This is a genomic window from Streptomyces pallidus (ex Mingjun et al. 2026) (assembly GCF_051550185.1).
GTDB lineage: Bacteria > Actinomycetota > Actinomycetes > Streptomycetales > Streptomycetaceae > Streptomyces.
This window is the reverse complement of record NZ_CP196181.1, coordinates 2,953,152-2,966,988: the sequence shown is the minus strand read 5'-3', so window position 1 is coordinate 2,966,988 and position 13,837 is coordinate 2,953,152. Positions and strand designations below refer to the sequence as shown.

General features: G+C 72.8%; 13 protein-coding genes and 1 pseudogene. 5 read left to right on the top strand and 9 right to left on the bottom strand.

Annotated elements, in window-relative coordinates:
- Positions 1-27: 27 nt before the first annotated feature.
- Entirely contained in the window at positions 28-1,575 is a 1,548-nt protein-coding gene (locus ACSHWO_RS12735; RefSeq protein WP_438311860.1) for a ricin-type beta-trefoil lectin domain protein, read from the top strand.
- A gap of 66 nt (positions 1,576-1,641) precedes the next feature.
- Here the strand turns inward: ACSHWO_RS12735 and ACSHWO_RS12730 are convergent, their stop codons facing one another.
- From ACSHWO_RS12730 to ACSHWO_RS12720, 3 genes and pseudogenes are all read right to left on the bottom strand, one after another.
- A complete protein-coding gene (locus tag ACSHWO_RS12730) occupies positions 1,642-2,232 on the bottom strand; it encodes a hypothetical protein (RefSeq protein ID WP_385837969.1) in 591 nt (196 codons plus the stop codon).
- A gap of 195 nt (positions 2,233-2,427) precedes the next feature.
- Positions 2,428-3,362 (bottom strand): annotated as a pseudogene (locus ACSHWO_RS12725) (IS5 family transposase).
- A 59-nt stretch (positions 3,363-3,421) separates the two neighbouring features.
- Complete coding sequence (locus ACSHWO_RS12720; protein ID WP_385837974.1) at positions 3,422-4,186, bottom strand: glycerophosphodiester phosphodiesterase; 765 nt, start codon at positions 4,184-4,186, stop codon at positions 3,422-3,424.
- A gap of 124 nt (positions 4,187-4,310) precedes the next feature.
- Here ACSHWO_RS12720 and ACSHWO_RS12715 point away from each other — a divergent pair, with 124 nt between their 5' ends.
- Positions 4,311-4,604, top strand: coding sequence for a hypothetical protein (locus tag ACSHWO_RS12715; RefSeq protein WP_438311857.1), 294 nt, complete (start codon positions 4,311-4,313; stop codon positions 4,602-4,604).
- 111 nt (positions 4,605-4,715) lie between these two features.
- Here ACSHWO_RS12715 and ACSHWO_RS12710 read toward each other — a convergent pair whose 3' ends face one another.
- Positions 4,716-6,380 carry a fumarate hydratase gene (locus ACSHWO_RS12710; RefSeq protein ID WP_404234194.1) on the bottom strand — a complete coding sequence of 555 codons (1,665 nt, stop codon included), beginning with the start codon at positions 6,378-6,380 and terminating at the stop codon, positions 4,716-4,718.
- A 151-nt stretch (positions 6,381-6,531) separates the two neighbouring features.
- Between ACSHWO_RS12710 and ACSHWO_RS12705 the strand changes: the two genes are divergently transcribed.
- A complete protein-coding gene (locus tag ACSHWO_RS12705) occupies positions 6,532-7,296 on the top strand; it encodes a DUF1707 SHOCT-like domain-containing protein (RefSeq protein WP_438311853.1) in 765 nt (254 codons plus the stop codon).
- A gap of 228 nt (positions 7,297-7,524) precedes the next feature.
- The gene (locus ACSHWO_RS12700; RefSeq protein ID WP_385838002.1) at positions 7,525-7,926 is read left to right on the top strand and encodes a WhiB family transcriptional regulator; all 402 of its coding nucleotides are present in this window, start codon (positions 7,525-7,527) and stop codon (positions 7,924-7,926) included.
- A gap of 165 nt (positions 7,927-8,091) precedes the next feature.
- Here the strand turns inward: ACSHWO_RS12700 and glpX are convergent, their stop codons facing one another.
- Complete coding sequence (gene glpX / locus ACSHWO_RS12695) at positions 8,092-9,123, bottom strand: class II fructose-bisphosphatase (protein ID WP_361099404.1); 1,032 nt, start codon at positions 9,121-9,123, stop codon at positions 8,092-8,094.
- 250 nt (positions 9,124-9,373) lie between these two features.
- Here glpX and ACSHWO_RS12690 point away from each other — a divergent pair, with 250 nt between their 5' ends.
- The gene (locus tag ACSHWO_RS12690; RefSeq protein ID WP_361099544.1) at positions 9,374-9,892 is read left to right on the top strand and encodes a DUF4245 domain-containing protein; all 519 of its coding nucleotides are present in this window, start codon (positions 9,374-9,376) and stop codon (positions 9,890-9,892) included.
- A 173-nt stretch (positions 9,893-10,065) separates the two neighbouring features.
- Here ACSHWO_RS12690 and ACSHWO_RS12685 read toward each other — a convergent pair whose 3' ends face one another.
- The 4 genes from ACSHWO_RS12685 to ACSHWO_RS12670 all read right to left on the bottom strand — a co-directional run bounded on the left by ACSHWO_RS12685 (position 10,066) and on the right by ACSHWO_RS12670 (position 13,814).
- A complete protein-coding gene (locus ACSHWO_RS12685) occupies positions 10,066-10,656 on the bottom strand; it encodes a malonic semialdehyde reductase (RefSeq protein ID WP_404234186.1) in 591 nt (196 codons plus the stop codon).
- Positions 10,657-10,768: 112 nt separating this feature from the next.
- Complete coding sequence (locus tag ACSHWO_RS12680) at positions 10,769-11,005, bottom strand: exodeoxyribonuclease VII small subunit (RefSeq protein ID WP_361099410.1); 237 nt, start codon at positions 11,003-11,005, stop codon at positions 10,769-10,771.
- A 121-nt stretch (positions 11,006-11,126) separates the two neighbouring features.
- Positions 11,127-12,392: an exodeoxyribonuclease VII large subunit gene (xseA, locus tag ACSHWO_RS12675; RefSeq protein WP_438311849.1), complete on the bottom strand. Its 1,266-nt coding sequence runs from the start codon at positions 12,390-12,392 to the stop codon at positions 11,127-11,129.
- Positions 12,393-12,401: 9 nt separating this feature from the next.
- On the bottom strand, positions 12,402-13,814 hold the full coding sequence (locus ACSHWO_RS12670; protein ID WP_438319066.1) for an APC family permease: 1,413 nt from the start codon (positions 13,812-13,814) through the stop codon (positions 12,402-12,404).
- Between the last annotated feature and the right edge of the window lie 23 nt (positions 13,815-13,837).

The following is a 13,837-nucleotide window of genomic DNA, read 5'->3' as shown; positions in this document are numbered from 1 at the left end:
GGTAATACCGATCTCGGGGAGGCGTACATGACACGTGTAGGCAGGACGCCCAAGCTCAGATGTACCGTCGCCGCCGTCGCGGCGTTCGCGGCCGCCCTCGGAGGCGTCACCGGCGTCACCCCCCTGGCCCACGCGGCCGCCCCGGCGGCCTCCCCGGCGGCCGCCTCCGGCGCCGTCACCGCACTGCCGCCCGAACTGGAGGCCGTCCGGGCGGCCGAGGCCACGAGCATCTACGGCGACCCCGCGATCCGCCCGATGGGCGAGCGGAAGACCGGCCTGATCTCCCTCGGCGACAGCGAGATCTCCGGCGAGGGCGTCGGCACCTACGAGCCCGCGACCAACACGCCGAACAACCAGTGCCACCGCTCGCCCGACGCCGCCATCCACCTCACCGGCATCCCGGCCGACCTCACCTTCAACGTCGCCTGCTCGGGCGCCTACACCGGCAACATCCGCATCGGCGGCAGCAGGCAGTACGCCGACGATCTGGTGCAGAGCGACAGCCTGGCGATCAAGGCCCGCAACACCCGGATCAAGCTGGTGCTGCTCGTCGCCGGCGCCAACGACGACCTCCAGTTCGGCCCCGTCATGACCGACTGCGTCACCCGCTGGGTGCTCGGCCAGGGCACCTGCGAGCCGAAGTACGCCCCCGGCTGGCAGGCCCGCGTGGACGGGCTGCGGCCCAAGGTCGAGGCCACGGTCGCCGACCTGAAGACGGTCATGCGCGGCGCCGGCTACGCCGACTCCGACTACAGGCTCGTCGTCATGGGCTACCCCAGCCCCGTAGGCCCCGACTTCTACGACAACCCCGGCTTCCCCGGGAAGCTCCCGGGCGGCTGCGCCGGCTACGACTCCGACGCCGCCTGGGGCCGCAACCACGCCGTGCCCGCCTTCGAGAAGGGCGTGCGGGAGGCTGCCCGCGCCTCCGGCGCCCTCTACCTGGACAACTCGCGGCTCTTCCACGGCCACGAGGTGTGCATGGAGGACACCTGGGCCCGCGGCCTCTACCTGGACCTCGGCGACCACTTCCCGTGGGACGAGAACACCGCCCGCCAGTCGTTCCACCCCAACCGGCGCGGCCACGGCGCGTTCGCCGCCTGCCTGACCCTGCTGTACGGATCGGGCCTGCACGAGGCCTCCTGCGCCGACCCGGCGTCCACCGGCACGCCCGTCCTCCAGTCCGGGGCCTGGGACGACCTGTACCGGCCGCTGCGGAACGGGGCCACCGGCACCTGCCTCGACGCCGGCGGCGGCTCCAGCGCCGACGGCACCAAGGTCGTCGGCTGGGACTGCCACGGCGGCCGCAACCAGGGCTGGTGGTACGACCCGGCGGGCGCGGCCGTACACGTCGAGCTCACCCACGACCGCTGCCTGGACGCCCCCGGCGGCACCTACGGGGCGGGCACCGGCCTGATCCTGTGGAACTGCCACGGCGGCGCCAACCAGCGCTGGGTCCGCGACGGCGCCACCGTCCGCCCTGCCGCCGCGACCGGCATGTGCCTGACGCTCGGCGCGGCCAGGGACCCCCTCCGGCTCCAGCCCTGCGACGGCTCCGCGAACCAGCGCTTCGCCTGACTGCCGATCCCTCCGTACCGCGGTGCCCGCACCCCCCACCCGGCCGGACGACCCGGCCGGGTGTTCCTACGGGCGCAGCGGCGGCAGCGGGGCCGAGGTCACCTGGAAGCCGCCGCCGGTCACCGTCGTGAACGGCGCCGGGGCCATGCAGGTGCCGACGCGGGCGAGGATCGGATCACGGCCCGGGTCCAGGTCGGCGACGCCCCAGGAGAAGCCCAGCCGGTCGGGCGCGCCGTGCCGGCCGTCCTGCACGCTGATGCCGATCCGCTCCCCGACCGTACCGACGTTCGACTTCGTCACGACCGCCGTGAGGGTGGCCACCCCGTCGCCGGTCATCAGGCAGTCGACCTCGGCCTCCGACGTCCCGACGCTGCCGTCGAACGACCGCTGGTGGTAGACGGTGACCTTCCCCCTCGCGTCCACGGGCGTCCCGGGCTGCGGCTTCCCCTCGATCGTGACCGGCCGGGTGTACGGCGCCGCCTCGGCGTCCACGCCGAACCGGATCACGTCGCCCTGCGGCGCGTACGAGTACAGCACCCGCGCCGCGCCGTGCACGGCGGCGGCGCGCGGCGCGGAGGCCGGCGCGGGCGCCGCGAGAACCAGTGCGCCGACGGTGCCGAGCGCGGCGGCATACAGGACCATGCTGCGGATCTTCATCCGAACTCCCTTGACCAGGTGCTCCGTTCGCTTGCGGAACAAGCCTGGCCGCAGCCCCGGCCGGCAGCCATCTGCCGATCGGCCGGACCTCCGGGGAGACCGTACGCCGATCGGCAGAGCAGAGCAGAGCAGAGCCGAGCCGAGCAGGGGAGGGCAGGGGAGAGGCGGCGAGCGGGCTAGGTTCTGTTTCCTGGATCAGGTGCGGAGCCAGATGGTGAGGGCTGCCAGAGTGACCGTTCCGAGGTAGACGTAGGCGCGTTTGTCGTAGCGGGTGGCGACTGCCCTGAAGTTCTTGAGGCGGTTGATCGCCCGCTCGACGACGTTGCGTTTCTTGTACCGGTCCTTGTCGAACCCGGTGGGCCGTCCGCCGGCAGAGCCTCGTCTGCGGCGGTTGGCGCGCTGGTCCTTGGGCTCGGGAATGGTGTGCCGGATCTTACGTTTCCGCAGATAGCGGCGGTTGCTGCGGGAGCTGTAGGCCTTGTCAGCGCTGACACTGTCAGGCCGGGTGCGGGGCCTGCCCGGCCCGGGGCAAGGCACGTAGATCTTCTCCAGCACGGCCTCGAACTGCGGGCTGTCCCCGCACTGTCCGGGCGTGAGGACCAGCGAGAGCGGGCGGCATCGCCCGTCGGCGGACAGGTGGATCTTCGTGGTAAAGCCGCCTCGCGAGCGCCCTAAGCACTCGCCTGCCTCACCACCTCCGCCAGCCGGGCAGACAGCCTCCGCAACACTGGATCGCCCTGGTTTGCCCCGCTGCGGGCCCCCTTTTGAGGAGCAACCGGCGGCGGGGCCGCCTTCCGCGCGCCAGCCGCGTGCTGGTGGGCTCGCGTCGTAGTGGAGTCCACCGACACGGCCCAGTCGATCCCGTCCGCGGAGTTCTCGGCGGCTTGCACCCGCGTCAGCAGCAACTGCCAGGTGCCATCGGCCGACCAGCGGCGATGCCGCTTGTAGACGGTCTCCCACGGCCCGAACCGTTCCGGCAGATCCCGCCACGGCACACCGGTCCGCACCCGGAACAGCACCCCGTTAATGACCCTCCGGTGCTCGCTCCACCGGCCACCACGTGCCCCACCACGGGGCAGGAACGGCTCCAGCCGTTCCCACTCCGCATTCGTCAGATCTCCTCGCCCCACCATGCTGGCCAGCATGAACTCGACAACGTGATCACGTCAGGAGATCCAGGAAACAGAACCTAGCGGGCGTTGATGTACGCGCGGACCTCGCGCGGCCGGTTGGTGATGAGCGTGTCCACCCCGAGCCGCAGGCACAGCTCGACGTCGTCGAACTCGTCCACCGTCCACACCCGCACCCGCAGCCCCTTGGCCCGCAGCCGCGCCACCAGCCCCGGATCCCGGCGCACCAGGTCGATGCCCGGCCCGGCGTGCCCCGCGAACGGCGGCCGCGGCGGCCGCACGGCCCGCTCGATCAGGTACACGGCCGGCAGTCCGGGCGCGAGCCGGTTCATCCTGACCAGCGCGTTCCGCGAGAAGCTCATCACCTCGACGCGGCCGTCGGCGCCGTCGGCGAGCCCGTGGTCCCTCAGCACGCGCACCAGCTCCGCCTCCAGCCGGCCGCCGGCCCGGCTGGGGTGCTTGGTCTCGACGGCCAGCCCGACGGGCCGGTCCGCGGCCAGCGCCTCCTTGAGCAGGTCCTCGAAGAGCAGCACCTGCGCCCCGCGGTGCTCCTCGCCCTTCCAGCCGCCGAAGTCGAGGGCGGCGAGCTGCTCGTACGTCATCGCGGAGACGACCCCGCGCCCGTCGGAGGTGCGCTCCACCGTCCGGTCGTGCACGCACACCAGCCGCCCGTCGGCGGTCAGCCGCACGTCGCACTCCAGCGCGTCCGCGCCGTCGGCGATGGCCTGCCGGTACGCGGCGAGGGTGTGCTCGGGGTGCTCGTGGGAGGCCCCGCGGTGGGCGATGACCCGTACGTCGCGGGCGGTGGGGAGCAGCTGTGTCATAGGGGAGACGTTAACCGGCTGCGACGGAGCCGCCGGTACCGCACCATCCACACGTGGCCGAACACCTGATGACAATCCACCCCGCCCCTGCCCCCACCGCCGCCGAGAAACCTGGCAGCGCATCGTGGACGGGCGCCTGCGCTGGGAGGGCCAGGTGTACTGCTCCGCCTGCGGCACCCAGGCCTGCGCCGGCGGCTGGGGCCCACCGCCGCCCCCGGTCCGGGAGCGGATCGTCGCCGAGGAGGGCACGGTCCGGGTCGCCGTGGGCGGGCCGGACGGGGTGCCGCTGAAGGCCGCCCGCGAGGTGTTCGGCCTGACGCTGCCGGAGCTGGCCGCGGCCCGGCGACACGGCCTCGAAGCGACCCCGTCCGAGGCCGAACTGCTGCGCGCCCCGCAGTCCGGTCCCCGGAGCGCGTGACGACGCCGCCGGTCACGGTGGCGTCGGGTACCGGAACTGCTCGGGTGCGGCCCCGCCGGGACGCGGAGAGCCCCCGGTCGGGGGCTCGGTGCGGGGTGGGGCCGCTCGTGGTCAGGCGAGGCCGGGGCCGCGGACCGGGATGTGGGTGAAGGTCGGTTCCGGGGCCGGGTTCTGGAAGAAGTCGTTGCCCTTGTCGTCCACGACGATGAACGCCGGGAAGTCCTCGACCTCGATCTTCCAGACCGCCTCCATGCCGAGCTCCTCGTACTCGACGACCTCGACCTTCTTGATGCAGTCCTGGGCCAGCCGGGCCGCCGGGCCGCCGATCGAGCCGAGGTAGAAGCCGCCGTGCGTGCCGCAGGCGTTGGTCACCTGCTGCGAGCGGTTGCCCTTGGCCAGCATGACCTTGGAGCCGCCCGCCGCCTGGAACTGCTCGACGTACGAGTCCATGCGGCCGGCCGTGGTCGGGCCGAAGGAGCCCGAGGCGTAGCCCTCGGGGGTCTTCGCTGGGCCGGCGTAGTAGACCGGGTGGTCCTTGAGGTACTGCGGCATCTCCTCGCCCGCGTCCAGCCGCTCCTTGATCTTCGCGTGGGCGATGTCGCGCGCCACGACCAGCGGGCCGGTGAGGGAGAGGCGGGTCTTGACCGGGTGCCGGGACAGCTCGGCCAGGATGTCGTCCATCGGCTGGTTGAGGTCGATGGTGACGACCTCGCCGCCCGAGAGGTGGTCGTCCGTGGTCTCCGGGAGGAAGCGGGCCGGGTCGCGCTCCAGCTGCTCCAGGAAGACGCCCTCGGCGGTGATCTTCGCGACGGCCTGGCGGTCGGCGGAGCAGGACACCGCGATGGCCACGGGCAGCGAGGCGCCGTGGCGCGGCAGGCGCACCACGCGCACGTCGTGGCAGAAGTACTTGCCGCCGAACTGGGCGCCGATGCCGATCTTCTGGGTGAGTTCGAAGACCTGCTGCTCCAGGGCCTCGTCGCGGAAGCCGTGGCCCAGGGCGGAGCCCTCGCGGGGCAGCTCGTCCAGGTAGTGCGCGGAGGCGTACTTGGCGGTCTTCAGGGCGTGCTCGGCCGAGGTGCCGCCCACGACGATCGCCAGGTGGTACGGCGGGCAGGCGGCCGTGCCGAGCGAGCGGATCTTCTCCTCCAGGAACTTCATCATGGAGGCCTCGTTGAGGACCGCCTTGGTCTCCTGGTAGAGGAAGGACTTGTTGGCGGAGCCGCCGCCCTTGGCCATGAAGAGGAACTTGTACGCGCCGCCGTCGGTCGCGTACAGCTCGATCTGCGCGGGCAGGTTCGAGCCGGTGTTCTTCTCCTCCCACATGGTCAGCGGGGCCATCTGCGAGTAGCGCAGGTTCAGGTTCGTGTACGCGTCGTAGATGCCGCGGGAGAGCGCTTCCTCGTCACCGCCCTCCGTGAGGACGTTCTGGCCGCGCTTGCCCATGACGATCGCCGTGCCGGTGTCCTGGCACATGGGCAGGACGCCGGCGGCCGCGATGTTCGCGTTCTTGAGGAGGTCCAGGGCGACGAACTTGTCGTTCGCGGAGGCCTCCGGGTCGTCGATGATCCGCCGCAGCTGCGCGAGGTGGGCCGGGCGCAGGAAGTGCTGGATGTCGTGGATGGCCTCCTCGGCGAGCTTGCGCAGCGCCTCGGGCTCCACCTTGAGGAACGTACGGCCGTCGGCCTCGAAGGTCGAGACGCCCTCGGAGGTCACCAGCCGGTACGGCGTGGAGTCCTCGCCCAGGGGCAGCAGGTCGGTGTACGCAAACTCTGGCATGACGGCAGTCATCCTCACTCGGGCAGACAGCGCTGACGACCGATTTGGCAGCGCGGTCAACCAGCGTAGGACCTCCCCGCGGGGAAGTGTCTGTGAGGTAAGGCTCACCAGCGACTATCGCGATCTATCGTGTCTCGCTATGCTGGTCGACGTGGACATGGAAAAGCACCCCGCAGACCCTGCCGCCGCCACGGCCCCGGCCGCGCCCGCCACCGTCCCGGCCGCTGCGGCCGCCCCGGTCGTGACGCCGCCCGCGTCCGCGGCCCCGGCCACCGGCGGACTGCGCGCCTCCGACGCCGACCGCGACCGGATCGCGCAGATCCTGTCCGACGCGCTCGCCGAGGGCCGGCTGACCCCGGACGAGCACTCCGAGCGCCTGGACTCCCTGTACACCCTGAAGACCGTCGCCGAGCTGGACGTCCTGGTACGGGACCTGCCCGCGCCCGGGGGCTCCCCGGCGGCGTCCGCGTACGCGCCCGGCACCGCGGGCCGCGCCCCGGCCGGACCGGCCGGCCTGCCCGGCAACGCCGAGACGGTGGTCGCGGTGTGCAGCAGCTCCGCCCGCAAGGGGCGGTGGCGGCCGGCCGCGCAGACCCGAGCCGTCTCCGTCATGGGCGACATCACCATCGACCTCACCGAGGCCGTCTTCGAACAGCAGGTCACCGAGATCAACGTGGCGTGCGTCCTCGGGAACGTGGAGGTCCTCGTCCCGGAGAACGTCACCCTGCGCGGCCACGGCAGCGGCGTCCTCGGCAACTTCGAGGTCCACGACGAGGGACGCCCGGGCACGGACCCGAACGCCCCCGTGGTGATCATCCGCGGCTTCGCCCTGCTGGGCAACATCGAGGCCCGCCCCAAGCTCGGCTCCCGCCTGGTCGACCTGGCCCACAAGCTGCACAAGCGGCTGCAGGGATAGCCGCGGGGCCTCCCCGCCCCCTCGGCCCGCCACGGGGGGATCCGGGGCGCCGACCCCGGGTGGAGGCGGAAGTCCACCCAGCGTGCAGCCGCCTTCGTCGCTGCGTCGGATTTCGGTCGACTTTTCCCGCACCGCCGGGCGTGCCGTACGCAGTGCTTAGGGGCGCGTACAGCGGGTAGGGACAGGTGCATCGTCTCTCGCTTGCGTATCCGTCGTCAGGAGTAGACCGTGCAGCATCCGCCGCATCAGTCCCTGCAGGTAGCCGCCGTACCGACCCTTCAGGCACGTCCGGTCGCCGTGCCGAAGGCGCGGGTGCCCGCACGGGAGGATGACGGCCCATGGCACGCGGAGGCGGTGTGCCGGCGGGACGAGGCGGGACTGTTCTTCGCCCCGTCCAAGGAGCCCACGGCGGCCCGGCTGTCCCGTGAGGAGGCGGCCAAGCGGGTCTGCGCCCGCTGTCCGGTGATGGTCGCCTGCCGCGAGCACGCCCTGCTCCAGCCCGAGCCGTACGGGGTGTGGGGCGGGCTCACCGCAGCGGAGCGCCGGGTGGTGCTGGCCCGGCGGCGGCGCCGGGCGGCGGAATTGCGCCAGGCCGCGCCGGGCGCCGGGCCGATAGCCGCCGCGGGCTGAGACCCGTACGCGCGCATGCGAGAGGGGCGGTCCCGCCGCACACGGGAACCGCCCCTCTCGCTGTGCCGGCACGGTCGCCGGCCGGGTGCGCTCGAAGCCGGTGGCCCGGACCCGGGGCCCCTGACCGTGCCCCGGGTCCGGATCCGGGATCCGGGATCCGTACTCCTACTTCGCGCGGTCGAAGTCGATGGCGCTGTACGCGCGCAGCTTCGACAGGCGGTGGGTGGAGTCGATCTGCCGGATCGTGCCGGACTTCGAGCGCATGACCAGGGAGGACGTGGTCGCGGTCTCCGAGCGGTAGCGGACGCCGCGCAGCAGCTCGCCGTCCGTGATGCCGGTGGCGACGAAGAAGACGTTGTCGCCGGACACCAGGTCGTTGGTGTGCAGGACGCGGTCCAGGTCGTGGCCCGCGTCGACGGCCTTCTGCCGCTCGGCGTCGTCCTTCGGCCACAGCTTGCCCTGGATGACACCGCCCAGGCACTTGATGGCGCAGGCCGAGATGATGCCCTCGGGGGTGCCGCCGATTCCCATCAGCATGTCCACGCCGGTACCCTCGCGCACCGCCATGACCGAGCCCGCGACGTCGCCGTCGGAGATGAACTTGATCCGGGCGCCGGTCTCGCGGATCTCCTTGACGATGCCCTCGTGGCGGGGGCGGTCCAGGATGACCACGGTGACGTCCTCGACGGCCATGCCCTTGGCCTTGGCGACCCGGCGGATGTTGACCGACACGGGGGCGTTGATGTCGACGAAGTCGGCGGCCTCGGGGCCCGTGACCAGCTTGTCCATGTAGAAGACCGCGGAGGGGTCGAACATGGTGCCGCGGTCGGCGGCGGCCAGGACGGCGATGGCGTTCGGCATGCCCTTGGCGTTCAGGGTGGTGCCGTCGATCGGGTCCACGGCGATGTCGACCTCGGCGCCGGTGCCGTCGCCGACCCGCTCGCCGTTGTAGAGCATCGGGGCTTCGTCCTTCTCTCCCTCGCCGATGACGACGACGCCGTTCATCGAGACGGTGGAGATCAGGGTCCGCATCGCATTGACCGCGGCGCCGTCGGCGCCGATCTTGTCCCCGCGCCCGACCCACCGGCCCGCGGCCATCGCCGCGGCCTCGGTCACCCGGACGAGCTCCAGGGCGAGGTTGCGGTCGGGTGCCTCGGGGGCGACTTCGAGCTGGGGCGGCAGGTTGTGCTCGGTCATCGGAGCGCACCTTTCTGTACGACGACGGCCGGGAAGGTGAGGGTGCTCGAACTCTATCGCTACGTTGACAAACTGAGCAGGGCGGGTCACGTATGAGCGGACTATCGGTCGCCCGGTTGTCCTGAGCGGACGTCTTGCGAAGGGCGTGCGGAGGGGTGTGCGGGGGCCCGCGCGCGCGGGTACCCGTGCGCCGCGCCCACCCCGGCGGAGATCGCCCCGGGCCATGGGGGACGATGGTGGCGTGGCAGGTATGAAAGGCAAGCAGACGGTCTGGGACATGGTCCGGTCGCTGGCGGTGATCGGCATCGTGGTGGCGGGGATCTACGTCTTCGTCCCGCACGACGACAAGGCCGATCCCACGCACGTGGTGGACTACCGCGTGGAGACGATCACGGCCCGGCGTGCGGCGCCGTACCCGGTGGGCGCGCCCGTGGGGCTGCCGGCCGAGTGGCGGGCGACCTCGGTCACCTTCGACCGCAAGGACTCCCACGCCTGGCACCTGGGCTTCCTGGACCCCGCCGGCCAGTACGTGGCCGTCGAGCAGTCGAGCGACGTCTCGCCCAAGTACCTCGACAAGGTCACCCAAAGGGCGGCGGCCACCGGTGAGACCCAGCAGGTCGGCGACGTGGCGTGGGAGCGCTGGGACGGCGAGAAGTACGACGCCCTCGTACGGCGCGACCAGGGGCACGTCACCGTGGTGACGGGCACGGCCCCGTTCGAGGACCTCGGCAGGATGGCGGCCGCCCTGGAGTTCAAGCAGGGCCAGTGACACCGGCGGTGCGCCCCGAGTAACCCCCGGCGTACTCCCGCGTACTCACGGCCGCCCCTGCGCGCCCCGCACGCCCCACGGAACGACGGAAAGGCCGTGCACCCCGGGAGGTCCCGGGGCGCACGGCCTTCCGCGCGTGGTCGGTCGTCCGGCCGGCAGCCGGCTCGGTCGGCTCAGACGGTGGTGATGACCTCGTCGGCGGTCAGGCGCGGGCCGCGGGGGTGCGGGACCTCGCCCTCGGCCTTGCCGAGGTTGACGACCATCAGCGGGGTGTGGTCGTCGTCCAGGAACTCCTTCTGGATGCCGACGTGGTCGAAGCCGCCCATGGGGCCGGCGGCCAGGCCGGCGGCGCGGACGCCGACGATGAAGTACGCGGCCTGCATGGCGGAGTTCATCAGCGCGGCCCGCTCGCGGGCCGGGCGCTCGCTGAAGAAGACGTCCTTGGCCTGCGGAAAGTGCGGCAGCAGGGTGGGCAGCTCCTCGTGGAACTCGTTGTCCGCGGAGAGGATCGCCACGAGCGGCGCGGCGGCGGTCTTGGCCTGGTTGCCCTCGTCCATGAGCTCCACCAGGCGCTGGCGGGCCTCGGGGGAGCGGACCAGGGTCACGCGCAGGGGGGTCGAGTTGAAGGCGGTGGGGCCGTACTTGACCAGTTCGTAGATCGCCTGAACCTGCTCCTCGGTCACCGGCTCGTCCGAGAACGCGCTGGTGGTGCGGGCCTCGCGGAACAACAGGTCCTGGGCGGCGGAGTCGAGAACGAGGGACATCGGAAAGCCTTCTTCCATGCGGAGGTGGAGCGTCGCCACCGACTTTACGGCCAAATTAGTCTAACTTTCAACTAAATCTGGCCGCGAGTGGTGCGGATCACTCCCCGCGGGCTCACTCCCCGCGGTCCTCCCGCCCCCCGGCCTCCGCCTCGCGGGCCGCGAGCGCCGAGTCCAGGCGGGCGCGGGCGCCCTCCAGCCAGTGCCGGCAGACCTTGGCGAGCTCCTCGCCCCGCTCCCAGAGCGCGAGCGACTCCTCCAGGGAGGTGCCGCCGGCCTCCAGCTTGCGGACGACCTCGATGAGCTCGTCGCGGGCCTGCTCGTACCCCAACGAGGTATCCGCTTCCGTCATTCCTGTACCGCCCTCCGGTGTCGTACCCGCCGGTGCAGCGGGAAAATGTGTCATGTCCGCACTGAGGGACGCCGGTGCGCCGCTCGTGCTCCGCTCGGGGCCCCGTGGGGCCCGCTCGCGGTCACTCCAGGCCCGGCTCCGAGTGCTCCGAGTGCTCCGAGACCCGTACGTGCTCCGAGTGCTCCGAGACCCGTACGGAGAACTCGCCCTCGGCCACCCGGGCCCGCAGCACCTCGTCCGCAGCCACCTCCTGCGGCGAGCGCACCACGTGGCCGTCCGCCCGCTGCAGGACCGCGTACCCGCGCTCCAACGTCGCCGCCGGCGACAGCGCGACCACCCGGGCCAGGGTGTGCGCGAGCTCCGAGTCCGCCCGGTCCAGCAGGTGCCCCAGTGTGCGCCGGCTGCGTCCCAGCAGGGCGTCCAGCTCGTCCTGCCTGGTCTCCACCATCCGCTGCGGATGGACGAACACCGGCCGCGCCAGTGCGTGTGCGAGCCCCCGCTCCTCCCGGTCGAGCAGGGCGCGCACCGCGCGCAGCCCCCGCTCCTGGAACTGGCGCACCCGCTCCAGCTCCTCCCCGACGTCCGGCACCACCTTCTTCGCGGCGTCCGTCGGGGTGGAGGCGCGCAGGTCCGCGACCAGGTCCAGCAGCGGCGAGTCCGGCTCGTGCCCGATCGCGGACACCACCGGCGTACGGGCCGCCGCGACCGCGCGGACGACCTCCTCGTCGGAGAACGGCAGCAGGTCCTCCACGCTGCCGCCGCCGCGCGCCACGATGATCACGTCGACCTCGGCCAGGTCGTCGAGCTCCTTGACCGCCTGGATCACCTGGGGCACCGCGTGGACCCCCTGCACGGCGACGTTGCGCACCTCGAAGCGGACCGCCGGCCAGCGCCGCCGGGCGTTCTCCCGGACGTCCCGCTCGGCCGCCGAGGCCCGCCCCACCACCAGCCCGATCAGCTGCGGCAGGAACGGCAGCGGCTTCTTGCGGTCCAGGGCGAACAGCCCCTCGGCGGCCAGCGACCGCTTGAGCCGCTCCAGCCGGGCCAGCAGCTCGCCGATGCCGACGGGCCGTATCTCGGTGGCCCGCAGGGAGAGCTGGCCGCGCGGGGCGTACCACTCGGGCTTGGCCAGCACGACCACCCGGGAGCCCTCCGCGACGGCGTCCGCGACCTCCTCGAAGACCTGCCGGAAGCAGGTCACGGACAGCGAGACGTCGTGCGAGGGGTCGCGCAGCGTCAGGAAGACCACCCCCGCCCCCGGCCGCCGCGAGAGCTGCGTGATCTGCCCCTCCACCCAGACCTGGCCGAGCCGGTCGATCCAGCCCCCGATGAGCCGGGACACCTGACCGACCGGCAGCGGCGCGTCGGCCGACGTATTCAGACCCATGCAGGCAGGCTATCCGCCGGGACCGACAGCGTCTGCGGTGCCGCCCCGATGACCGCCCCGCTGGGCCACCAGCACCCCCAGGCCCACCACCAGCCACACCGCCCCCACCACCTGGGCCGCCCCGGACGCCCGGGCGATCACCGCGACCGTCACGGCCGCGCCCACCACCGGCACCAGCAGGTGCTTCCACCAGCTGGGCGGGCCCCCCGCCCGGCGTACGACGAACCAGCCGACGACCGAGGCGTGCAGCAGCGTGAACGCCGTCAGCGCCCCGATGTCCACCACCGAGACCAGGTGGTCGAGGCCGTCGGCGCGCCGGGCCGCCGCCACCGCCGCCACCAGCGTGACCACCGCCGCCACCAGCAGCGCCGGCCGCGGGGTGCCGCCCGAGGTGCGGGCCAGCGCCCCCGGCAGCCGCCGTTCCCGGGCCAGCGCGAAGACGAGCCGGCCCGCCGCCGCCTGCCCCGCCAGTGCCGCGAAGGCCGCCCCGACCGCCTTGCTCACCGCCACCAGGTCGTGCAGCCAGGTCCCGACGGAGGACTCCACCGCCGTGTAGAAGGCCGGGCCCCGGAGCTCCGGGTCCGCTGCCAGCTCCGCCGCGGACACCGGCATCAGCAGCGCCGCCAGCCAGCTCTGCGCCACGAACAGCACCCCGGCCAGCCCCAGGCAGAACAGCAGCGCCCGAGCCACCCGCTCCGAGCCCCCCGTCGCCTCCTCCGCGAAGGAGGCGACCGCGTCGAAGCCGAGGTACGACAGCACCGCCACCGACACGGCGCCCAACACCGCCCCGGCCGTGAAACCGGGCGAGCCGTCGCCGGTCAGCGGCGACAGCCAGCCGCGCTGCGCCCCGTCCCGTACCAACACGGCCACCGCAGCCACCAGGAACACCAGCAGCACCGCGACCTCCGCGGCCAGCACCACGAAGCCGACGCGCGCCGCCATCCGTACGCCCCACAGGTTCAGGGCGGTGGTCACCAGCACGGCCAGCGCCGTCCACACCCACCGCGACACCGACGGGACCAGCGCATGCATCGCGATCCCCGAGAACAGGTACGCGACCGCCGGCACCAGCAGGTAGTCGAGCAGCGCCATCCAGCCCGCCACCAGCCCGGCCCCCTCGCCGAGCCCCTTGCGGGCGTACGCGAACACCGACCCGGCCTGCGGGGCCACCCGCACCATCTGCGCGTAACCGGACGCGGTGCAGGCCATCGCGGCCGTCGCGACCAGGTACACCAGGGCCGGCGCCCCGTGCGAGCGGGCGTCGAGGGTGCCGAAGACCCCGACCGGGGCCATGGGGGCGATGAACAGCAGCCCGTACACGACCAGGTCCCGGAAGCCGAGGCTCCGGGCGAGGGAGGCGGCCCCGGGCCGCCCCGGGGGCGCCTCGGCCGGGCCGGAACCGGAATCCGTCACGGACGCCATCATCCCCGCGGGGGACACCCGGG

What these genes read in the sequence shown, in the direction of transcription:
- ACSHWO_RS12735 (WP_438311860.1), top strand. Translation starts at nt 28, where the DNA reads ATGACACGTGTAGGCAGGACGCCCAAGCTCAGATGTACCGTCGCCGCC.
- ACSHWO_RS12730 (WP_385837969.1), bottom strand. Translation starts at nt 2,232, where the DNA reads ATGAAGATCCGCAGCATGGTCCTGTATGCCGCCGCGCTCGGCACCGTC.
- ACSHWO_RS12720 (WP_385837974.1), bottom strand. Translation starts at nt 4,186, where the DNA reads ATGACACAGCTGCTCCCCACCGCCCGCGACGTACGGGTCATCGCCCAC.
- ACSHWO_RS12710 (WP_404234194.1), bottom strand. Translation starts at nt 6,380, where the DNA reads ATGCCAGAGTTTGCGTACACCGACCTGCTGCCCCTGGGCGAGGACTCC.
- glpX (WP_361099404.1), bottom strand. Translation starts at nt 9,123, where the DNA reads ATGACCGAGCACAACCTGCCGCCCCAGCTCGAAGTCGCCCCCGAGGCA.
- ACSHWO_RS12690 (WP_361099544.1), top strand. Translation starts at nt 9,374, where the DNA reads ATGAAAGGCAAGCAGACGGTCTGGGACATGGTCCGGTCGCTGGCGGTG.
- ACSHWO_RS12685 (WP_404234186.1), bottom strand. Translation starts at nt 10,656, where the DNA reads ATGTCCCTCGTTCTCGACTCCGCCGCCCAGGACCTGTTGTTCCGCGAG.
- ACSHWO_RS12680 (WP_361099410.1), bottom strand. Translation starts at nt 11,005, where the DNA reads ATGACGGAAGCGGATACCTCGTTGGGGTACGAGCAGGCCCGCGACGAG.
- xseA (WP_438311849.1), bottom strand. Translation starts at nt 12,392, where the DNA reads ATGGGTCTGAATACGTCGGCCGACGCGCCGCTGCCGGTCGGTCAGGTG.
- ACSHWO_RS12670 (WP_438319066.1), bottom strand. Translation starts at nt 13,814, where the DNA reads ATGGCGTCCGTGACGGATTCCGGTTCCGGCCCGGCCGAGGCGCCCCCG.